General features: G+C 40.5%; 21 protein-coding genes. 10 read left to right on the plus strand and 11 right to left on the minus strand.

What is annotated here, in order from left to right; genetic code table 11:
* Positions 1–184 precede the first annotated feature (184 nt).
* Positions 185–2086, plus strand: a complete 1902-nt coding sequence (locus AC6JA8_RS10125; RefSeq protein ID WP_497973689.1) for a response regulator — start codon at positions 185–187, stop codon at positions 2084–2086.
* Here AC6JA8_RS10125 and AC6JA8_RS10130 read toward each other — a convergent pair.
* Together AC6JA8_RS10130 and AC6JA8_RS10135 are read right to left on the minus strand one after the other, a co-directional pair.
* Positions 2083–2562 carry an SAM-dependent methyltransferase gene (locus AC6JA8_RS10130; RefSeq protein ID WP_497973690.1) on the minus strand — a complete coding sequence of 160 codons (480 nt, stop codon included), beginning with the start codon at positions 2560–2562 and terminating at the stop codon, positions 2083–2085. The genes AC6JA8_RS10125 and AC6JA8_RS10130 overlap by 4 nt on opposite strands.
* Positions 2563–2600: 38 nt before the next feature.
* A complete protein-coding gene (locus tag AC6JA8_RS10135) occupies positions 2601–3938 on the minus strand; it encodes an esterase/lipase family protein (protein WP_497973691.1) in 1338 nt (445 codons plus the stop codon).
* Between the two features lie 209 nt (positions 3939–4147).
* On the opposite strand from AC6JA8_RS10135, the gene AC6JA8_RS10140 reads away from it, so the two are divergent.
* The 5 genes from AC6JA8_RS10140 (at position 4148) to AC6JA8_RS10160 (ending at position 8558) form a co-directional block, all read left to right on the plus strand.
* Positions 4148–4558 carry a response regulator gene (locus AC6JA8_RS10140; RefSeq protein ID WP_158649640.1) on the plus strand — a complete coding sequence of 137 codons (411 nt, stop codon included), beginning with the start codon at positions 4148–4150 and terminating at the stop codon, positions 4556–4558.
* 19 nt (positions 4559–4577) lie between these two features.
* On the plus strand, positions 4578–5717 hold the full coding sequence (locus AC6JA8_RS10145; RefSeq protein ID WP_497973692.1) for an SGNH/GDSL hydrolase family protein: 1140 nt from the start codon (positions 4578–4580) through the stop codon (positions 5715–5717).
* A 114-nt stretch (positions 5718–5831) separates the two neighbouring features.
* Positions 5832–6299, plus strand: a complete 468-nt coding sequence (locus AC6JA8_RS10150; protein WP_497973693.1) for a hypothetical protein — start codon at positions 5832–5834, stop codon at positions 6297–6299.
* A 59-nt stretch (positions 6300–6358) separates the two neighbouring features.
* Positions 6359–6820, plus strand: a complete 462-nt coding sequence (locus AC6JA8_RS10155; RefSeq protein WP_102243709.1) for a DUF4383 domain-containing protein — start codon at positions 6359–6361, stop codon at positions 6818–6820.
* A 91-nt stretch (positions 6821–6911) separates the two neighbouring features.
* On the plus strand, positions 6912–8558 hold the full coding sequence (locus AC6JA8_RS10160) for an ATP-binding protein (protein WP_497973694.1): 1647 nt from the start codon (positions 6912–6914) through the stop codon (positions 8556–8558).
* Between the two features lie 30 nt (positions 8559–8588).
* On the opposite strand, the gene AC6JA8_RS10165 is transcribed toward AC6JA8_RS10160, so the two are convergent.
* The 6 genes from AC6JA8_RS10165 to AC6JA8_RS10190 form a co-directional block, all read right to left on the minus strand.
* The gene (locus tag AC6JA8_RS10165; protein WP_497973695.1) at positions 8589–9098 is read right to left on the minus strand and encodes a hypothetical protein; all 510 of its coding nucleotides are present in this window, start codon (positions 9096–9098) and stop codon (positions 8589–8591) included.
* 43 nt (positions 9099–9141) lie between these two features.
* A complete protein-coding gene (locus AC6JA8_RS10170) occupies positions 9142–12321 on the minus strand; it encodes an efflux RND transporter permease subunit (RefSeq protein WP_497973696.1) in 3180 nt (1059 codons plus the stop codon).
* Positions 12322–12333: 12 nt separating this feature from the next.
* Complete coding sequence (locus tag AC6JA8_RS10175) at positions 12334–12852, minus strand: hypothetical protein (protein WP_497973697.1); 519 nt, start codon at positions 12850–12852, stop codon at positions 12334–12336.
* Complete coding sequence (locus AC6JA8_RS10180; RefSeq protein ID WP_497973698.1) at positions 12830–14011, minus strand: TolC family protein; 1182 nt, start codon at positions 14009–14011, stop codon at positions 12830–12832. The genes AC6JA8_RS10175 and AC6JA8_RS10180 overlap by 23 nt, the downstream gene beginning before the upstream one ends.
* Positions 14012–14084: 73 nt before the next feature.
* Positions 14085–14414, minus strand: a complete 330-nt coding sequence (locus tag AC6JA8_RS10185; protein ID WP_497973699.1) for a hypothetical protein — start codon at positions 14412–14414, stop codon at positions 14085–14087.
* Between the two features lie 79 nt (positions 14415–14493).
* The gene (locus AC6JA8_RS10190; RefSeq protein WP_497973700.1) at positions 14494–15240 is read right to left on the minus strand and encodes an ImmA/IrrE family metallo-endopeptidase; all 747 of its coding nucleotides are present in this window, start codon (positions 15238–15240) and stop codon (positions 14494–14496) included.
* A gap of 223 nt (positions 15241–15463) precedes the next feature.
* Between AC6JA8_RS10190 and AC6JA8_RS10195 the strand changes: the two genes are divergently transcribed.
* On the plus strand, positions 15464–15811 hold the full coding sequence (locus tag AC6JA8_RS10195) for a hypothetical protein (protein WP_497973701.1): 348 nt from the start codon (positions 15464–15466) through the stop codon (positions 15809–15811).
* Complete coding sequence (locus AC6JA8_RS10200; protein WP_497973702.1) at positions 15808–16758, plus strand: hypothetical protein; 951 nt, start codon at positions 15808–15810, stop codon at positions 16756–16758. The genes AC6JA8_RS10195 and AC6JA8_RS10200 overlap by 4 nt, the downstream gene beginning before the upstream one ends.
* Here the strand turns inward: AC6JA8_RS10200 and AC6JA8_RS10205 are convergent.
* Entirely contained in the window at positions 16751–17962 is a 1212-nt protein-coding gene (locus tag AC6JA8_RS10205) for a multidrug effflux MFS transporter (RefSeq protein ID WP_497973703.1), read from the minus strand. The two genes, AC6JA8_RS10200 and AC6JA8_RS10205, sit on opposite strands and share 8 nt — an antisense overlap.
* A gap of 93 nt (positions 17963–18055) precedes the next feature.
* Positions 18056–18481: a response regulator gene (locus AC6JA8_RS10210; RefSeq protein WP_497973704.1), complete on the minus strand. Its 426-nt coding sequence runs from the start codon at positions 18479–18481 to the stop codon at positions 18056–18058.
* A gap of 245 nt (positions 18482–18726) precedes the next feature.
* On the opposite strand from AC6JA8_RS10210, the gene AC6JA8_RS10215 reads away from it, so the two are divergent.
* On the plus strand, positions 18727–19956 hold the full coding sequence (locus AC6JA8_RS10215) for a multidrug effflux MFS transporter (protein ID WP_497973705.1): 1230 nt from the start codon (positions 18727–18729) through the stop codon (positions 19954–19956).
* 175 nt (positions 19957–20131) lie between these two features.
* Entirely contained in the window at positions 20132–21832 is a 1701-nt protein-coding gene (locus tag AC6JA8_RS10220) for a hypothetical protein (RefSeq protein ID WP_497973706.1), read from the plus strand.
* Between the two features lie 51 nt (positions 21833–21883).
* On the opposite strand, the gene AC6JA8_RS10225 is transcribed toward AC6JA8_RS10220, so the two are convergent.
* Entirely contained in the window at positions 21884–22459 is a 576-nt protein-coding gene (locus tag AC6JA8_RS10225) for a YaeQ family protein (RefSeq protein ID WP_497973707.1), read from the minus strand.
* Positions 22460–22582: the final 123 nt, after the last annotated feature.

Below are 22582 nucleotides of genomic sequence, written 5' to 3' on the forward strand. Positions count from 1 at the left end.
ACAAGTGTTGAATGAACATTTTGCACAAAACGAACAAACTGTCGTAATTAATAATTTTGATGCGCAAAAAACATTCAACATTAATTTATTCTTAAGACGTTTTATTCTCGTTTTGTGAGCGTTCCGAATCAAGAACATGTTAAAAAATTATTAGGATACACTTTCTTGTTTTAAGACTTCGATAGTGATTAACTTAAGTAGTGATGGGTTCTTTCTTTTTTTTAAGGCAAGACAAATGGCAAGCGATCAAGCTTTTGAAAAAAAACTCTTCCGACCTCTCAAAAAGAAACTACTTTTTGTGGTTATCATTGTCAGTACAATCTTCACATCCATCGTCGTTTTCTTTCATTTTAATTATGAGTATAAAGATGAAGTTTCCAACCTCGACAAAAAGCTTCAACAGATAAAAACCTCAACAATTCCGGCGATGGTCAGTGCTTCCTGGCAAGAAGACCGCTCGTACCTGAATGTTCAGGCCGAGAGCTTAATCACGATTAAGGACATTGAAAAAGTCACGATTACCAACAGTGACAACATCCCTATTATTATCAAAACCAACTTACAGGAGTCTCCTTCTGATGAAGTGAGAACTTACCGCTACCCGCTTTACTATAATCACACCTACGACAATGGCACCGAGTACCTGGGATACCTGGAAATCACGGCCACCACTAGTTATATCAAAGCTGACCTCTACAAACGAATTGGTTTTTTCGTTTTGGCCCAATTTATTAAAACCTTTATGATTTCCTGGATTATTCTTTTGGTCTTCCATTACTACATCAACAAAAACCTGGAACAGATCGTAAAATTTATCCAGAACTTCAACTTAAACTCAGTCGATGAAAACCTCCTGCATATAGAGAGGAAAAATAAATACAAAGATGAAATTGACCTGTTGGAAGACTCTATTAACCGCATGGTAAAAAAAATCAGGCATCTCAATGTTGAAAAAGAACGAAAAATAAGCGAGCAGGAAAAGAAAATAGAGATGCAAAAAGTCTCGGCCATCAATAGTTCGAAAATGGCAGCTCTGGGTGAAATGGCCGGAGGAATTGCTCATGAAATTAACAATCCTCTGACAGTTATTCATACCAAGACCCGCATCATGGAAAAGATGATTGAGCGCGGGATTCCCGACAGTGAACTTTTCCTAAAGAATACTAAATCTATTATAGGGACAGTAGATAAAATCTCTAACGTGATTCAGGGATTAAAAGATATTTCTAAAGACGCTTCCAATGAGGAGAAAAAAGACACCGTTATACGGGACTTGTTGGAAAACATCCTCAATCTCTGCGAAGAAAAAATCCGCAATCACAATATTGATTTAATTTGTGATTTAAATGCTCCATATTTTCAAACCCACTTGAACTGTTATCAAATCCAACTCTCCCAGGTCTTTTTAATCCTGCTTAACAACTCTTTTGATGCTCTGGAAAAGCGTGCAAATAAGTGGATTAAGATTGAAGCTTCACAAAATAAAAAATGGTATTTCCTGCATTTTATTGATTCTGGCGAAGGCATTGACCGCGCCATTGCAGATCGCATGTTCCAGCCCTTTTTTACGACTAAGGATGTAGGAAAAGGCACGGGATTGGGATTGAGTTTTGCCTATGAGGTTATCACTAAACACGGTGGAGAGATTTATTATGATGAACACTATCAGAACACCTGTTTTACCATCAAGCTCCTTTTAAAAGAAAGAAAATCCATCCTGGTTGTGGACGACGATATTGATATCCGCGAAGCGATCTGTGCCTACTTAAAACTTGAAGGCTACAACACAATTGAAGCACAAAACGGAAAAGAAGCACTGGAAATGGTCAAAGACAAGAAAATCGAGTTTGTCATTAGCGATATCCGCATGCCTGATGGTGGAGGTCTTTTCCTTTTAGACGAGCTTCGAAAGATTGACCGGGTTATCCCCTATGTCATCCTGGTTACCGGCCAGGCCGATATCACCCGCGAAGAAGCAATCAAACGTGGGGCCTTGGACCTGCTCAAAAAACCACTGGAGATGGAGCGCATCGTGGGGCTGATTAAATTTATTGAAAACTCTTACGACGAATTTATTGAAGTTTAGTTTCTATCGAGAATATAAAGCGGACGGTGTTTTTTTCCATCTAACAGCATCAGGCGCTCTTTGATAGAGTAATAAGTTTTAAAATCTTCACTCATTATATAAGCACTCATCACAGCTTCATCTGTATGAGGAGAAAGCAGCAAGCGTTGTGCTTTAAGCGTTTCTTTTTTTAAGGCCGCAGAAAGAATATTCTTAATGGTCATTCCTCCGACTCCGGCAATAAGAAAGGTTCCGGTGATATCGCCATCCAGAGATTCCCCTGACATTGTATGCAGGCTATAGGGAAAATCCTCTTTAAAATCTGGGGACTGCTTAATGAGTTGATCTAGACGCTCTATAATGTGTGGCACTTGATCGACAAAATGCACGTGAGAAAAGCGCTTAGTATAGAGGGCACCAATCCCCACATAACCGTGGTCACAACACACGTCCCAAAAGGGACTGTGATCCAGGGCCTTTTCAATAAATGTTTGCATTCTCAATGTGAGTTTTGGACGGCCAAGTTTCAAGTGAGTTACCAGTTGAGTTCAATAAAGGTGCTTTGCGCACTTTTAACCGGCACAATTACCGTTCGGTCTTTAAAGCCAGGGGCCGTAATAATCATCTCCACTCTTCCGACTGTCGATGTGGTTTTTTTAGAATCAATGTATCCTGTGTGATAGAGGCGAAAATCCCCTTCATCACTCCAACGACTGACTTTATTATAAAGCTCAATATCTTTTCCAATCTTAAGTCCAGTTGTCAGCCCCTTAAAAGCAATAGACATTTTTTTGCGGTCGATACTCTTTCCTTTTAAATTAATTTTTAAATCAATCGCAAAACTTGTCAGGTCACGGACAAAGGCCGGTTCTCTCTGCAATTTAAAAAGATGCTCTACTAATGTTGGGTATGTCGGATGATCACAGTCTCGGTAACTGATATTGGCGCAACGATCAGGAACCTTGGCAATCCCCGGGAATTTCGATTTTTGAGGAAAAGGCGAAGCATGAAAGGCATTCACTACAATATTGTTTTCTGCTTCTACCATATGAGTTTCACTAAACTCGTTGGCAGTGACGTAATCATTGTAGAATTCAGGATCTTTGTAATAGATGAAATCTAATTTCGAGGAAGGAATCGGCACGGCCGTATCGTCTTCATAACGGTTTTTCCCTGTTACAAAAGGGGCCAGTAGATTTAGCCTTTCTGTAACTCCCGCAAAAACCAAAAAACGACCTTGAGTCGTCATTTCTCTAACCACTTCCTGGTTTTTAGGATCGATAAGAGTCTCACGCATTTGAGCGGTAAAATCAGAAGCAAGCTCCATGTCTTTTAATTCTTCAACACCAAATTTTTCCGAGAGTGGAATGCGCAGGTAAGAGAGAATTGGCATCATACGATTAGCAAAAATAGCAATCTTTGCTCCCCAGTAAGGAGTCCCCATCGTTACAAATGCATCCAGGTGATGTTTTAATTCCGGGTGATAGTTACTATCTCCCATAAATGACTTAAGAAGAAAGTTAAGTCCGATCAATCCTCCCTGTGAGTGCATCACCAGAGAAAATTTGTCTTCGGGATTTAGACCTCCGGCATTTCTAAAAGACTCAGCGATATAATCACTCAGCTCTTTAGAAAAAATGGCCACATCTTTAGTGGCACTTCCAGTTTGATAGGCAAAGTTAATAAACTGCCAGTCTGTGTGTGGGTCAAATCCCTGTGATTCTCTTTTTAAAGTTTCACCCATCTTTCCAAAAGTCGTTGGACTCGCGCCAATTCCATGAACTAAAAACACATAGTGCTTCGGCGTCTGCGCCCAGGCAAAAGAGGAAAGAATGAATGAAAGACAAATGGTGGTAAGGATTTTAGATAGCACAAGGGCCTCCCTTGGAAGCCTTAACGGCACTTCAACAAGAATGTTGAATCAAAGAGTTTTAGTCGGCTATACAATCATTCATCTCCAAGAAATGTTGGCATAAATGATCTCTCTTTACAGAGGTAAAGTTGGCAATATTATTAGATTAAGAATAAGCAAACTAGAATCTTTATCGTAATCCTAATGGCCATTTTATAATGGAGGGATCTATGGAAATACTCAATCGATACGCCCAGTACAGTATCCTTCTTGTTGATGACGATGAAGAAATTTGCGATTTAATCCGGGCCTACATTGGGCGTATGGATTCCATCAAAAATATGATCGTTGTCCACGACGGCCAGAGTGCTGTAACTAAACTTAGAAACCAAAAATTTGACCTCATTCTCCTCGACATGGTTATGCCTAGAAAGACTGGCTACGATCTCTTAACAGAGTTTGAGGCCGATAAACTCAACATCAATAGCGTTGATAAAGTCCTGGCCATGTCTGGATCTATGGATAAAGACATCTTTACGATTGCCACTCACCACGGAGTGAGAAACTTTTTAATTAAACCTTTTGATGAAGACATTTTTTTACAGAAAATTTCCAAGATCTTGCCTGTCAAAGCATCTTAGACTTTGATAGAATAAATCCATGCATGACTCTAATCAGAAGATAGAACGTTTTCTCGCGCGCACCTTTATGGTGCTTATTTCTTCTGTTTTATGTTTGACGAGCGCTGAAATCATCTACCGAACTTTTGTGCGTGAGAAGGTTTTAAAAGACGCCTGGATGCTCACCGATGACAATCATGTTCCCCGTCCCTATGTTATGGCCACAGGACGACCGGGCTCTCCTATCTATAATGACTTTCATAATGAATTAGGTTACCGCGGGCATTTGCCGGCCCTGCCAAAGCCCTCTGATGAATTCAGAGTGATTGTTCTTGGAGGATCAACAGTTCACTTCAATAAAGTCGATATCCCCAGGTATATTGAAGCGGCCGCTCACAAGGAAGCCATCGGGAAAAATCTTAAGGCCTACAATTTTGGTATTGCTTCATCAGTCAGCCAGCAGGACCTAGTTAGACTCGTCACAGATGTGATTGAATATGATCCCGATCTCGTCATTCACTATGGCGGAGGCAATGATGTCTTTGCTGTCGTTGATCCAAGAGTTAATTACCCTCATCGCTTTTCTCTATATGAGAAAAAAGTTTGGGAAGGACAAAGTGTAAGAGAATATCCTTTTTTTCATAGCATTCTTCTTGGGAGCCAGATCTATCGAGACCTTTTTACTGAAGACATTAAAAAAAGAGATTTTGCTGATAGTGGCTTTGCCACACCTGCGGCCAATCAAACCGAAGAGCTTCGCCTCTGGGCCTATACCCAGAATATGGAGATCATGAATCACATTTCCCAATCCTTCGGAATAAATTTTCTGAGCGTCGTTCAACCAATGGTTTACTTTAAAAAGAATGCAGGAAGTGAAGTTGAAAAAAGTTTTCTGCAAAATACAGAACAAGTTAATACTCAGGAGGAAAGACGAAGGAACATTCTTTTTACTTTCTCTCACAAAAAATTTCCCTACGCCGATTGCACAGGGATTTACGATGAATCCAAAGAAGAAGTTTTTCGCGACTATATCCACTTAGTAGATGGAAAAGACTCACTTCCCGGTGAGTGCATCTGGAAGGCCATTAAGGAAAAAAATCTGATGGCAAAAGTCCGTAAAGAAAGACCTTTAAACCTACAACCTTCCCACCTTTTCTTTACCGGTAATCAGGGGCAATAGCCTTTTAAAAGTGTCAAAAGTTTTGACGGCCTTATAGGAATTACCCAGAGGGCTGTCCTCCAAACAAAAAATGCCTTTAAATAGACCCTATAAACTATAAAAGAAGGATTACCTATGAAGGCAACTCTCCTGGCATTTATGATGTCTTTAACTCTAAGCTCAGCTTATGCCGCTGGTGATGACATTAACGTTCTCGTTTGTGGTGGAATTCCTGCCCAGATAGAGTTTATCGTAAAAAATGAAAGTGCACTTCTTCGTTTTTATAATACAGAGACAGGCAAGTTGGTTGTTTCAAAACTCACTGAAGATGTTATTGAATCAGGCCACCTGACAGGGCAGTTGCGTGATGAGGTTTATGAATTCGCAGCGATGGAATACGGAGCGACGGCAAGCTTAATGTACAAAATTTCTACTGGAAATAAGAAGACAAAAAAGATTAACAATACCTATATCCTTCTCGATACTGATCTTGGAACTTATCTGCTAATGAGCGATAAAGATGGCCTCTCAACTCTTGGAAGTAAAAAAGAATGTGAAAGAGCGCCAAGTGACCCAAGATACATTAGAAAAGAACTAAGCTAAGTTAATCTAGCCCAAAACTTGCACATTATCTTCTTGAGGTTTTTATCAAGGAGATAACTATGACAAACAATCTACAAACCAGAAATTTTGCCCTGATTGCAGGACTGGTAATGATGATGATGGGGCTAATCGCCTTTGTCCCCACATTAAATGTAACAGAGGGTCTTCCTCTGATAAAAGTCAACACCAGTTACGGAATGTTTCTTGATGTATTCCCACTTAATATCTTTAACAAAATTGCACTAATTCTTTTTGGGATTGCCGGAATCGCTTGTTATTTCTCAAAAAGCAGCAGCACACACTACTCGATTATTTATGCTAAAGTTGTTTTCTGGGTTATGGGCGCACTCGCCATTCTGGGGATAATCCCCATGACTAATACTCTTTTTGGTTACTGGCCATTATTTGGTTTTGAAATCTTTGCCCATGGTATCTTTGCCATTGCCGGTGGTTATTATGGTTATGTCATTCACCGCGAAGACAGCTACCATCATCATCCACACAATATGCATAAGGTATAAATCAATAACTTACCGGGCATTCCGTGCCCGGTAAAAAAAATTAATATTATCTTAATCTCAAAATCTCTACATATGCCGAGAAGAATTGTGTATGACCGATTTAAAAGATGAAAAGACAAGACTTGAGAGTCTCCATGAACTAGAAATCCTGGATACTGAAAAAGAAGAGTGTTACGACGATATCACTTTTCTTGCGGCATCAATTTGTAATGCCCCCATTTCTCTTATTAGTTTTGTCGATAGTGACCGTCAATGGTTTAAGTCCAAAGTAGGACTTGAAATGAACCAGACTCCCAGAGAAGTGGCCTTTTGCGATCATGCTATAAAACAAGATGATCTTTTTCTCGTTGAGAACCCCCTGCTTGATGAGAGGTTCAAAAATAATCCTTTAGTCACAAGCGGAATTAAAATCCGTTTCTATGCCGGTGTTCCATTAAAAGCAAAAAACGGCTGTAACTTGGGAACTCTTTGTATTATAGATACTCAACCAAAAACGCTGACAGATGATCAAAGACAGGCCCTTTTAAGATTGGCCCGTCAATCAGAACATCTCCTCACTTTTAGACTTGAAAGTAAACTTCTGCAAAAGACTCAAGAGGAATTGAAAACATCTGAAGAATGGGCCCACATTTTTTTTAACGATTCTACCGATATGATGGGGATTGTGCGAGTTGATCAGCAAAAAGGATGGCCACTAGAAGCTGTTAATCCGGCCTTTTGTCAAAAGGTCAATATAAACGCCCAGCAAATTATTGGGAAGCCGGTTGAAAAAATTATCTCTTCTTCTCTTATTCCGGTGACATTAGAAAATTTCCTTAGAGTTATCGCCCATAAAACCAGTGTGAAGTTTGAATCAACCTCTCATCTAAATGGCGTTGAAACTCATTATGAGTCAGTTATTTCTCCTAAAATCAATTGCCATGGCGAAGTCTCTCATTTCTTGATCATGGGCCGAGATATCACAGAAAGAAAACGTAACGAAGCACTTATTTCTCAACAAAACCTGACAATTGCTCAAAGTTCAAAATTCTCTGAACTCGGAGAGCTTGCAGGAAGTATGGCCCACGAGATTAACAATCCCTTGACAGTGATCCTCTCTCGCTCGAGTAAATTAAAAAATCAACTCATGGCAAATGAGTATAATCAACCAGCTTTTTTAAAGAGCATCACTCAGATCAATGAGACTGCTGCCAGAATTGCAAAAATCATCAAAGGTTTAAAAAATATTTCTCGCAACGCAGACTTAGACCCTATGAACCTTATCAGCCTGGTAAGTATTATAGAAGATGCCCAATTTCTCTGTGAAGAAAGACTCCGAACTTCAGATATTAAACTTAGTGTCGAGTGTCCTGAGAATGTTTCACTTGAACTTGAGGCCCGTGCCCCTCAACTAACTCAGGTTCTCATTAATCTTATTAATAATTCTGTTCACGCCATTTCATCGCTGGATGAAAAATGGATAAAAATGAATATCTCAGAATCAAAGGATAAGGAATATATCATCATCCGAACCTCAGACAGTGGCTTTGGGATTTCATCTGATATTCAAATGAAGATTATGGAACCTTTCTTTACGACTAAAGAATTCGGAAAAGGTACTGGACTGGGGCTCTCTATTTCCCGTGGGATTATTGAAAGCCATCAAGGCAAGTTCTACTACGATCCATCATTTAAAAATACGACATTTACAATTGAGATTCCAAGAAAACAAAAAAAGGATATCAAACTGACAGCATAAAAAAGGCCGGTTTCCCGGCCCTGTTTTATTTTACCAGCTTACTTTTTTTAATTCATCAACATTAAGCCCGTTATCTGGGATGGCCACAAGACATTTTTGCTCAATGAGTTCAATATCTTTTTTAGTTATCTCGTAGGTTTGATTAAAATTTGGACGTGCTCTTTCATCTGGAGCTTTCCTTACAAGACGCTTTTCGCCCAACAATGTCTCACTCGAGACAATTGTGGCCGAACCAGACTCTTCAGAGTGGTATTCATTCACCGACGTGGTGCCAACTTGATGAAAATCACTGTGAGTCAACTTAACTTTCTCTCCTGCTTTAGGCAAAGTTATCTCGCGCATTTTAACCATCTTTACGTTTCGGTCCGTATCAGTTCTAAATCGTTCGTAAACTTCAACGATTCCACCTTTTTTAATTTGATTAAAATCCTGACAGATTAAAAGTTTTCCACTTGGAAGAATTTCTGAAACCGCATGAAATGAGTAAGCATTAAAAGAAAAAACAAGAGTTGTTAGAAAAAATGCAGATTGTTTAAACATATAAGTCTCCTTGATAAAAATTAATTAATAAAAGGTACGAGGCCTAAACCTCGTACCCCGCTGTTTCCCCCACCGTTGACGAGGAGTGCTCGCGGTGGGAAGGTTTTAGTTTTAAAATAAAGGCCCCATATAAAGATGGAACAACCACCAGAGTTAAGAGAGTTGAAGAAATGATTCCTCCAATAACAACGCTTGCCAGAGGTCTTTGCACTTCGGCACCGACTCCAGTCGAGAGCATCATTGGAAGAAAACCAAAAACCGCAACCATCGCAGTCATAAGAACTGGGCGAAGCCTAACCATTGCACCTGTGCGCAGGATCTCAACACCGATAAGACCTTCTTTCTTTAACTGATTAAAAAAGTTCACCAGTACGACTCCGTTTAAAACGGCAATCCCCGAAAGGGCAATAAAGCCGACACCTGCTGAAATACTAAACGGCAATGAGTTGGCGATAAGACCAATAACCCCTCCTACTAATGCCATCGGCACACATGAGAAAACAAGAAATGTCTCTTTTACATTTCCAAAGGCCGCATAGATCATCATTAACACCAGGCCAAGGGCAAGCGGAGTTAGAACAAGCAGGCGCGATTTAGCGACCTGAAGGTTTTCAAAGTTTCCACCCCATTTAAAATAGTAGCCTTCTGGAAGTTTAATTTTTTCGTCTACTAAAGCACGTGCCTCATGAACAAAACTCTCCGTATCTCTTCCGCGCAGGTTAACCAGAACTGCAGATCTTCTGTTAGAGTCTTCGCGAGTGATGCTTCCATAGGTTTCAGAAAACTCAGTTTGTGCAACTTGATTCAGAGGCACAGTTAAAGATTCAGAAACTCCCACCGGGATTTTTTTAATAACATCTAAATCGCTGCGCTCATCTTCTGAAAGCCTGACAATAATCGGGAATTTTTTATTCTCTTCATAAAGAACTCCCACTTCCTTTCCACCAAGAGCAATCTCGACTGAGTCGAGAACATCCCCTGTAGAAGCACCAATCGAGGCCAGTACATCATTTTTAGGAAACACGCGAAGAACAGGAGATGTTCCTGCCAGGTCTTCTTCAACGTCTCCGGCACCCGGGACTTTTTCAATAATCTCTTTGGTCTCTTTCGCGTAGTTCATCAATGTCTTCATATCAGGCCCAAAGATTTTGACTGCAACATCGGCCCTTGTTCCTTCTAAAAGTTCGTTAAAACGCATTTGAATTGGTTGTGAGGCAAGATAATTCTGCCCTGGCAATTCTTCTTGTAAGCGGGCAATAATTCTCTGAACCAGCATTTCATGAGTCTGCTTTTTGTTGACCACTTTAGGCCAGCTCTTAACATCATTAAGCATGATATAAGTATCCGAGACGTTCACACCCATTGGGTCAGTCGCCACTTCACTGGTTCCAATTCTCGAAAAGACGTGATCGACTTCAGGGAACTCTTTAATAATCTCTTCTGCTTTTTCCTGAAACTTAATTGATTGATCCAAACCGATATTAACAGGTCTAATCATGTGAAAGGCAAAAGACCCTTCACTAAGCTGAGGAAGAAACTCTGAGCCTCTGGTCATAAAAAGACCAACACCAAGAGCGACACTCAAGGCCCCAATCGCCATAATCTTTTTGGGATTGTAGATTGAGAAATCCAGGACCGGGCGATAGATTTTCTTTAAAAGCTCCATAAACTTTGGCTCTTTCTCTTCAGCGTCTCCGCTCAAAATAATTGAGGCCAGGGCCGGCGCCATCGTAAATGAAAAAATAAGCGCACAAAAGACTGCAATCGCAAAAGTCAAGGCCATAGGAAGGAACATTTTCCCTTCAACTCCCGTAAGCCCAAAAACTGGAATGAACACAGCGACAACAACGAGTTCTCCAAAACCAGCGGCAAGACGAATCTCAACTGTTGCATCGTAAACTGCTTGCATGATTTCAGCTCTCGTAAGTTTTCGTCCATACTTTTTCTTGAGTTCATGAATATAGCGGACACAGTTGTCGAGAACGATAACTGTTCCATCTACAATGATCCCAAAATCCAGGGCCCCTAAACTCATCAGGTTCCCCGAAAGCCCAAGTGGCTTCATGATTAAAAAGGTCGCAAGTAAAGTGAGGGGAATTGTGACGGCCGTAATAATAGCTGCTCTAACGTTTCCTAATAAGATAAAGAGAACGACAATAACTAAAATCGCACCAAACATAAGGTTGTGCTCAACTGTCCCCAGTGTCGCATTAACCAGTACCGAACGGTCATAAACAGTCGTTAAAGCAACACCTTTTGGAAGTGCTTTTTTAATCTCTTCAATTTTTTCATCCACACGCAATGAAACCGTACGGCTATTTTCTCCAATGAGCATCATAACCGTCCCAAGGACAGCTTCTTTTCCATTGTGAGTTGCACTTCCCGTTCTGATTTCTTTGCCCAGCTTTACGCTGGCAAAATCTTTAATGCGGATCACTTTTAGTGATTCTAATTTTTTAACCGGAACATTCAGGATCTCTTCTTCATTTTTTAAAAGACCAATCCCCTGAATCAAAAATTGCTCTGCGGTTTGCTCTACACTTCCCCCACCAACATTGCGATTCACCTTTTCCAGGGCCTCGGTAATGTCATCAAAATGGATATTGTAAGAGGCCATCTTTGCCATATTCGGAATGATGTGGAATTGTTTTTCAAAACCACCGCTGGTATTGATTTCTGCAACACCAGCAACACTTAAAAGTCTTGGCTTAATTGTCCATTCCTGAATTGATTTAAGCTCCATTAACTGCTTAAGCCTGCCTTCTTTAGTCGGGTCAACTTTTTCAAAATCAATGATGTATTGGTAGATCTCTCCTAACCCAGAAGAAATCGGCCCGATTTCAGGCGTAATTCCACTCGGCAGAGCTGAAGAAATTCCCTGCAACCTTTCAGAGACAAGTTGTCTTGCTCTATAGATATCTACCTTATCTTTAAAAACAATAGTGACCTGAGAAAGTCCAAAACGCGTGATTGATCTGATTTGTTCAACATCAGCAATTCCACGCAAACCTGCTTCCACGGGCTGAGTGATCGTGCGCTCTATTTCTTCCGGGGCAAGGCCTTCAACCGGAGTGTTAACTTGAACCTGATTATTAGTGATGTCAGGGACAGCATCAATAGGTAGTTTTTGAAAGGCAAAAACACCCGCAATAGCAACCAAGAGAGTCAAGGCAAGGACGCTATAGCGGTTAAAAACCGAAAAATGAATTATTTTATTTAACATACATTCTCATCCTTAGTGCGAGTGAGAGTCACTGATCCCGCCACTTGCTGCAATCTCAGCAATGCGCAGGAACCCGACTCCTTGAATGACGATCTGGTCTCCGCTCTTTAATTCAGAAGAGGAAATTTTCAAAACGTCTTTTTTGTTTTCTAATGTTTTAAAATCGATGCGTTTATAGAATCCTTCGCGTAAGCGGTAAACATTGACTTCATTAAGTCCTTTAAAGATAGCCTCGCGTGGAACTTCCACGATGCCTGCCTTTAACGTGACTGTGTGAATCCCGAATTTTTTCGTGCTTTTCTCGTTGAGTTTAAAGCCATTTTCGCTCATGCCTTCTTTGTGGTCATCGCCGTGGCCGTGTTCGTCTTTATGCTCTTCTTTATGCTCGTCTTTGTGTTCTTCCTTGCCGTGCTCATCTTTATGATCATCTTTGTGCTCAGCATGTTCTTCTTTTTTTTCTTTATGCCCATGACCTTCACCGGCAAAAAGAGTCAATGAGCTCATCAAACTAAAAAAAAGAATTGTTTTCATAAAAACCTCTTAGTTTTAAGTCGCTTTCAAAAATTTGATTGCGTGCTTGGATCATAGACTCTAATGAGTCCACATAATTGCGGTAAGACTCCAGGTAAACCAGCGGTGAAATAAGCCCTTGATCAAAGTTCTTTTTCATCTTCTGAAGTTCGCCCTCTTCTTTTTCTTGTCCCAGGTCTTCAAGCAATTTTAAATTGCGGGTAATGCGCTCTTCTAATATGCGCTTTTGTGCCGAAAGCTCTCGCTCTGCAATTTTCTTTTCAACCTGAGCAAGCTCTCTTGAAATTTCATTAAAAGAAGACTCTGAAGTTTTTCCAAACTGAGGGAAATCCATGCTTACAGCAACTCCAATGCGGGTCTCTGAAGATCCTTCTGATTTTTCTCTGGCAAATGTCGGTCCGATTTTTAAATTAGAGATGCGTGGCCTTCTTTCATAATCACTTTGGGCCTTTTGAAACTCAGCTCTATAGGCAAGCTCATTTTCTTTAAGTGAGCCTTGTGACAGATCTTTTGTGCGCCCCTTGGCCTCTTTTAACAAGGCCAGAAGCTCATCATTTCTAAGTTCACAGTCCTGCTTATTCCACCTACTAAGAAAGGCCCTATCCGAAGAGATCTCGTCTTCCAAAGCATTGCGCTTTAAGAGCATTGATTTCTTCATAAGCTTTAATGAAGTCAAAGAAATCTCTTCATCGCGGCTGCGTAAGCTTCGGCGCTCATAATTTTTTAAAGAAGAATCCAAGGCCAGAAGAATGCTGTCGATGCGTTTTAGAAAGTAAGCATTTTGCGAGCGCCTAAAAAGTGCACTGGCCCCTTCAATTAAGCGTTCAGTTTGACTATTTTTAAACTCGATCCCTTTTAATTCACCCTCTGCTTCTGCGCTCTTTTTAAGCAAAGAGTATTTACGGTATTCATCAAGGTTAAAGAGAATTTCGGCCGTTATTTCGTTTTTACCAAAATCATCTTTATTGCCTTCAAAACCAATCCCAACCTCGGGTCTTGGCCTATAAAGTGAGCGCTCTTTCCAGTCGCGGGTATAACGAGAGCTTGCTGCTTTAAATTCTTTTTCTTCTGCTGTGTCCTTTAAAGATACGACAAGTCCTTCAACATTCGTGATGCCGCAAGAATTTGCCTGGACTTCAAAGGAAAGCAGTAATGCCATTAGGCACGCTGATTTCCACATAGTGAATCCTTTATGTCTTAAATTAAATGTCTAAACAGGAAAAACAAAAGGACTAGACTGTCGGTGGTTTTTCGAAAGAAAGGGTGATTTTTGGATAAAATGAGGGAATGTAAACTAAGGCAATAGACTTGATGATAAAATGTGAAGAAAGTGTTTTTGCTTCAAGCTTTTGCACAAACAAGTTGTGGCAAGAAAGTGAACAAATGCAGTGGTGCTCTTCTTGTTGGTCTTTCTGGTTTTGAGCATTCTTAATCGGCTGCTCTTTAGAGATGGAAGACGATGAGTGCTCCTCTGAGCAATCAATATCATTAGGAAAACAAACACTCACACCCATTAATATGAGCGTTAAAGCTAAAAAGCATTTTCCTAAAATTGATTTCATATTTATTAATTATAACTAAAAAGTCTTCGCCATGACTATACTTTTTTCATTATACGTCACAAGTTTTCTTTTTGTGACATTAGGGCCTCCACCAGCAAAGTGGACGTTCAAGTTCTAAAATTCCATTGACCATTGTATCCAAACGGCATTGGGCCTCGGGATAAAAATAAGGGTCTAACTCAACTTTGTCGACAACTGATAAATCCGGGCGATCATAATAAGTCTCAACGGCACTTCCTTCTTCTGTCCTAAAAAACAATCTCTCGTTTTCTAAAACGCGAAAACTTCTGTAGCACATTTCCAGCTCTGATTTTGTTTTAAAACGTTCCTGGCATTTTTGTTCTGTATAAGAATCAAGTGGAGTTGAAAGAGTCACTGGAAGTCTTTTTAAAATTCTTTTAATACAAAACCTTGCTGCAAAATAATCTGCTTGCCCTTCAACCGAAGCACATCTTTTTTCTCCGCACTCTTTTAATGGGGCACTTCCAATCCCATGGCCCAGCTCATGACAAAGAGTCATCGCGACACCTTCAATAGTCATTCCCGGAATGCGGGCGTATCCACCAAAGAGAAAAAGAAAATGAGTTAGTGAACCATTAGGGTCCTGGTAGCTACTATAAGAAGCGTGCCTTTGATCCATTTTCCACCAAAAATCCGCATCACCACCAGTGGGATTGTTAATAATCATCAAAGAGTTTTTTTGACGAAGCTCCTGATCAAACTCCTGATGAAAAACATCGACCAATTTTTTAAACTCAGGGAGACTCACTTGGGCCTGAAGATTTAAGCTAAAGAATGATAAGGTGAGAGCAATAAGTATTTTCATAGGGAGCTAGCTATCACAACACCAGCTTTTGTTGCTAGGGTCCCCTGGGGAAAATCTTCTCCCTTTAACGAAATTCTAACAACTTAGAAAGGCTTAGTCCAAAAGTCTAGGTTTTAAATAAGATTATGTTACTCTTATTTAGATGAAGGCCCTACTCCTCATATCTCTTATTTTATCTTCCCAGATAGCTTCCGCCCAATGCGGAAAACTCCTTAGCGTCGTAATGAAACTCGATCCAAAAACCAAAAAAGCTGAAATTGAAAAAGGGCATTTTTTTAATGAAGAGTTTTGTGACCAGGGGAAAAAAGAAGAGAATGCCAACTTCGATTTAATCCTTACCGATAAATACAAAAAGCCAGTGGCCATGAAATCTATTTTTATTTCGACGTTTACTATTGTTGAAGGATCAAAAAGTAAAAAGGCCATGGTTCTGGGGAATACTAAACTTATTGAAGATGAACAATTTCGAGTTGTGAAGTTTTCTATTCCAGCGACGAGTGTTCACCCTTTCACTTACAAAATCGTTTCCCGCCTGGATAAAAAGGTTTATGGCGAAGGAGAAATAAAATGAAAGTTATGACTCTTTTATTACTTTGCATGAGTGCTCCGGCCTTTGCTTATAAATTTACTGTTTACACAGACCAGGCAGATAAAACGAAGGCCACGGAAGTGATTAACACTTTAAAAAATACTTATCCTTTCAATCAATATGAAATTGATTTTGACATAAAACTTGTTGAGGCCTCAGAGCTCAATTGCGCTCCTCTTCCTGGGATTGATCGCGCGATGACTTGTCAGTCTAGAAATATCGCTCGCGATGCTGCCGCTAATAATATCGATCAAGCAATGATTGTTAAAGATCACCCTGAATACGGTGGAACAGGTGGAAGTATTCCAGTCATGACCTCAAGCTCTCCTGCTTCAATGGCCGTGCATGAATACATGCACTCACTCGGTCTTTGTGATGAATACAAATACGCAGCTTCAGAAACTGAATTTTTCTGTAAGCCTGAAGATGCTGGTCAAAATATGGTTTTCATTGATCCAAACCCCGCTGGTTACAGCTCTGATTTAGATGCGCGCGCTCAGCACATGGGAAGCATTCCATGGGGAAGTGGAATAAAAATGGAAACTCCTATTACCCATGGCTCGATTGAACTCGGAACTGGGGCCATTAGTCAGAATGTGCTCGCTCCAAAAAATAATTCTAACGACCCCACTGTTCTTGGGGCCCCAATTGGTCTTTATGAAGGAAAAACGTGTGCAGAGGCTACTCCTCCTAAAAAGACCTGGCAGCCAGGCGGTGAAGTGACAATCATGGATCAACTTGCAGCAGGGCTTGGTGCTGGGAATGAATACTTAGTGGCAAAAGCTCTGGAATCAAGAGGTGTGCAAAAGAAAATTAAGGTCAGCGAAGAATTCTCACTTTTTGTTAACAATACAAAACGTGAAGCAGAAGCGATTAACTATCTTCCTCACCCTAACTCTAATACAAATTCCTCATCTGTGGCTAAGTAGTTTGCAGCTTTGGTTTTAAAACCTGGTAGGCCATTAGAGAGAGAAGCCCACACCCAAAAATAGTTCCGGTCATAGGAAGTGATGTTCCATTGTGGAAATGGCTCACCATAAAAGATGACACCGAGGCCAGTCCCCATTGTAAACATCCGAATAAAGCAGAAGCTGTCCCCGCTCTATGCCCTTGCATTGAAAGTGCCCCGGCCATTCCATTGGGTGTGACAAAGTTTAAAGTCGATATAAAAATAAAAATGGAAATCAAAAGAACTAAGGCCAGAGAACTTACCATCGGCCCCAGAAAAACGATCAATGAAGCTGCGGCAGCAATCGCAATGGTGTATTTTAAAACCTGATCAATAGAATAGCGCTTTAAAAGAACTCGGTTAATTTGCGAAGCAATGACTAAGCCCATCGCATTGAGACCAAAGATCCATCCATAATAAATTTTGGGGATGCCATAGAGCTCGATAAAAACAAAAGGCGAGCCGGCGATATAAGCAAACATCCCTGCTCTGATGGCCGTCACCGGAATCAGGTAACCGACAAACATGCGGTCTTTTAAAAGTTGTCCGTAAGATTTTAAGGTCGAAGAGATATTTAAGCTATGCAGTCGTTTGAAATGAGTTTCTGGAAGTAAGGCCATGATGGCCGCCAGACAAAAGAGATTTGAAAAAGCGAGAAGGCCAAAGATTGCTCTCCAACCAAAATAATTATTAATGTATCCACCAATTGTAGGAGCAAGGATTGGAGCGAGTCCCATGACTAAGGCCATTGAAGACATAAAGTCAGCAACTCTTCTTGAGTCAAAGAGATCACTTAAAATGGCCCTCGTGATGACCATCCCGGCACATCCACCTAAAGCTTGAAGTACACGCAAGAGAATAAAGATCTCAATATTCGGAGCAAACATGCACCCAATAGTGGCAAAGAAATAAAGAATCATCCCGCCTAAAAGAGGAAGCTTTCTTCCATAGCGATCAGATAGTGGCCCATAAAAAAGCTGCCCTAAGGCCATCCCAATAAAAAAGGACGACATCGACAGTTCTACTTGATCAAATGATGTATGAAATTCTCTCTGAATATCTCCAAAGGCCGGCAGATACATGTCAATTGAAAGCGGATCAAACGCCGTCAAAGCACCAAGTAAAACAACAAAGCCTCTGGAGTCAGTAAATGATTTAGGTTTTAGAAGTGATTCTGAGTTCATACCTAACACTATCTGAACTCAAGGGATCTTTCCATTTCAAATCATAAATACTTATCATAAGAATTTTAAATAACTGATTCGCTGATAATTTATTTAGGCATATTTCATAGGTAATGAATTTCTTTGAATAAATTTAGAAAAAGCTTCCTTGCGATTATCCTGAGCAAACTTAACAGCATCCAGAATATCGTCTAAAGACATTGGTTTCTCAATAATCCTTGCCGGAAATTTTTTAATCACTTCATCTAAAAGTAAGGCCTTCATATTGGCCGTTATAAAGACAAACTGTGAATGGATACTATGATCTTTACACCATTCTATCAATTGTGCCCCAGTCATCTTTGGCATCTTATAGTCCGTCATAATAAGATCAAATTTTTTTCTCTCTAAACAAGTCAGTGCGTCTTCCCCGTCCCTGGCCACCGTCACTTCATGTCCTTCTTCCACTAAAATTTCAAAGATTGTCTCTCTAATCCCTTCATCATCTTCAGCTAATAAAATCTTAAAAATTGGGCCCATTGCATGCCTCCTCATTGCGCTAGTGATTTACAATTTCAATGCCAAAGCGCTCTTCTCAATTATTTTCAAATGTTTGCTCACCTTCAGATTCCCTAGCTGGAAAATTTCCCCATCTCGTCTCCCAACATTCCCTCTGAATCCCTGAACGTAACCAGGTTCTCTGCAGGTATCTCTTTAAAGCTTTCATTGTAAGTAAGCATAGATTCCATTAATATGACTCCATTCATACAAGGACATCTTTCGCCATGAAAAAAACAAATCATGTTTTCCTCATTCTCATGCTCGGCTCTCTGACAGCACTAGGTCCATTTACAATTGATATGTACCTTTCGGCCTTCCCGCAGATGGCGCATTTTTTTCAAACGAGTGTGGCCCAAGTCTCGATGACACTTTCAAGTTACTTCGTAGGCCTTGCCTCTGGACAATTAATCTATGGCGTATTGATGGATCGCTTTGGAAGAAAAAAACCGCTCTATGCAGGTCTTATCTTCTATATCATCGCCTCGATCGCCTGCGCTCTTTCTCCTAATATTGAAATCCTGATCTTCTTTAGATTCCTGCAGGGGTTAGGTGCTTGTGCGGCCAGTGTCGCTGCCTTTGCGATGGTAAGAGATTTATTTACACCGCAAGAAAGTACCAAAGTTCTCTCACTCTTAATTCTTATTTTAGGTGTCTCACCTTTATTAGCTCCAACGATTGGAGGATTCCTCGCCGTGCATTTTAGCTGGTCAGTGATTTTTTATGTGCTGACTGGAATTGCTCTAACTATTCTTTTAGTGATCTCCCGTTTCCTGCCAGAGTCTCACCATGGAGACAAGGCCCACGTTTTAAAACCAATGCCGATTATTAGAAATTATCTTTCTATTATTAAAGAGCCGCAGTTCTATGCTTTCGCTCTTTCTGGTGCAACGGCATTTGCAGGACTCTTTGCTTACCTTGCTTCATCACCAACGATCTTTATGGAAATTTTTAAAGTGACTGAAGCGGCCTATGGATGGATCTTCGCTATTATTGCGATGGGGATTGTTGGCATGAGCCAGTTCAATGTTCCTTTAGTTAAAAGATTTAAAAGCGAGAAAATCTTAATCGGTGCTTTCCTTGCGCTATTAACGGTCAGCCTTGTTTTCTGCTTCTGCGCTTATCACGGTTACTACAATCTCTACTCAGTGATTTTAACCCTCTTTTTATTTCTTGCATGTATTGGTCTCTCCAACCCAAACTCTGCAGCTCTGGCCATGGCCCCTTTTGGAAAGAAGGCCGGTAGTGCCGCTGCCCTGATGGGATTTTTACAGATGGTCTTAGGCGCTCTGGCCTCATTAGGAGTGAGTTTATTAAAAGCTCAGACTCTTCTGCCAATTTCTATTTTATTCGTCGTTGTCTCATCCCTGGCACTTATTATCCTGGCCCTTGGTATGAGACAGATTAAAAATAAAATTGAAGTTTCAGGGGCACAGGATGTGGGGCTTGCCCACTAAATTGCTGCAATGAAAGGTGCTATTTGACCTTTTTGATCAGTGACTAACTGGCCCCAAGATTTTTCTCCTAAACAGCATTTCATTCTCTTAATGCATAGCTCATTAAAAATTTTCTTGGCCCAGCGATTGCTCCCTCGCGTGTACTTAATTCAAAGATCTCGAGGGGGGGGATAAAATGAACCGGTTCATCAAGGCCAGTCTGCTGTGCTGTCTGCTTCAAAGCAGTTTCGTTTTCGCTGATACATCTAAAACTTTTAACTATGAAAACCAGCCAGAAGAAGTTTTCAACCTGGAGAATTATCTAAAAGAAATTAAGATGATTGATCAGGAAGTCAAAGACACTTGTACAAAAAAAGTGCCTTATGAAGAAAACGTCTGCCGTGATGTCACTAAATACAAAAAAGAATGTAAAACCATTCCTGCCCACGAAGAATGTAGACAAGTCAACGATCCGATCTGCCACACAGAAACTCAAATGGAAACTGAATGCCACAGGCTTCCAAGCAGACAAGAATGCCGTCAAGTTCCTAACCGCGTTTGTGGTTATGAAACAAAATATGAAAATGTTTGTGGGACGACTCCAGACCGTCAGGAATGCAGAAACGTTACAGAGCAACAGTGCCGCAATGAAACTCGTTATGAAAATGAATGTAGAACGGTTCCTGGTGAGCAGCAATGCCGTGTTGTCGTTCGCTACAGACAAGAGTGTTCAACAGTCCCAGGTGGACAGCAATGTACGACCGTCCCGGGACGTGTAGAATGCTCAATTGTTAACGGTGAAAACCGTTGTACAAAAATTCCTCCTACGCAACAATGTACAAATGCACCTTCTCGCCAGGAATGCCGTCAGGTTCCTTACGAAGAAAGAGAATGCTCTCAAGGCCCATCTCGTCAGGAGTGTCGTCAGGTTCCAAAAACAGAGCGCGTTTGTGAAAACGTTAACCGTCAGCAATGTACAACCATTCCTGGCCGCTACGAATGTAAACAAGAACCAAAACAAGAGTACGTCTGTCACGATGAAACAAAACAAGAATGTACAACCATCCCAGGTGATCAGGTTTGCCAACAAGTTCCTCGCGAGCGCGAAGTCTGCGAAGACAACTATCAGACGAAGTGTGAAATGGTGCCGGCAAAAGAAGAATGTAAAAACATTCCTTATAAAGAACAAGTTTGTAAGATGGAAACTAAGTACAAAGAAGAAAAGTATGAATGTACAAAAGTAATCCAGGTTCCGCAGGAAAAACTGCTTAAGACTCACAAGGCTGCCATCAAAGTTGAATTCAGTGCTCTCTCTGAAATCTTAGGGCCAGACTTCACAGTTGACCTGGACACAAAAGGGAATGTCACAATTAAAGCGAAGTCTAATGATGGTGAGTACTATAACCGTGGCACGAAGGCCGCTGTCTTTGTTAAGAAAAGTCTCAAGGCCAAAGAAGAAGGAGATGTAAATAATATCGAGGCGAACTACAAAGTGCTGATGATGGACTACAACCGCGAGCTTGGGTATTTGACGACTTCAAGTCTTGAAGGGACATTGAAAAAATACTCTTTTTCTTTCCGTTTAAATGGCAAGATTGATCCAAAAAGAGTGGCCCTTGCTTTAAAGATCACTCGTAAAGATATTATTGAAATTGATAAGGTCATCAGCAAAGGCAATATTTCATATGAGTATGTTGCCAATGGAAACTATACTGTTGTGACTGTCGATCTAAAGGCCGAAGGGGCAAAAGTAGGGTCAATTTTAACAGGAGCTAAAACTGAATTTATGACTAATGTTTCATTCACGCAAAACTATAGTGATGCTGGTGAAATGATTCTCTCTAAAATTCAGGATTTCACCTGGAAGCAATCAAAAGTTTTCTATCTGGAAAAATAATTCAAATACCAAAAGAGCAGGGGCCATCGGCTTCCTGCTCTCTTTTTCATCTTAACGATCTTGGGATTTGACGACATTCTGAAAATGGAAATGCACTCTCTCTTTCTCAGTGGATAACCACAGTTCATCGTGATCAATATTAATGTCGAAATTCATCGTTCTTTCTGCCAGCTCTTCAATATCAAATCCATCGACAACTGAAAGATGAGTGATGTTTAAATGATCAAATCTTCTGATATGCGGTTCAATCGATTCAAACCAAGCTTCGGCCTGATTACCATGATAAGTAAAGAGCGAAACTTTTTTGGCCTTTGAACAGGCCTGCCTAATACGCTTTTCTTCTAAAAGACCTAACTCAATCCAGTGATCAATGGAGCCATCATAATTGATCTTCCATAGATCAGGCTCTTCATCTGTGGAGAGCCCCTTAGTGAACTCTAATCCTTCTTGTGAAAGAAGAGCAAAGGCCACCAAACGATAAATCATTCTGGTGTTGGTTTCTGAAGGATGTTTAGCAATCGTGAGATTGTAATCTTCATAGTGATGAATATTGAGATTGGCGACAGAGAGTCTGACTTTGTGAATTGTTGCTTTTAAGGCCATGGCATAGACTAATCCTTTCACCATGCTTAGGAAAGTAAAGAAAGGAAGGAATACCAACTAATGTTTCAGCACACTTACAACATTTATGATTGTTCAAGTTCTTCCAATAAATACTCTAACCTACTTAAATAATTACCCTTTCCCTCC

Source organism: Bacteriovorax sp. HI3 (genome assembly GCF_059738875.1).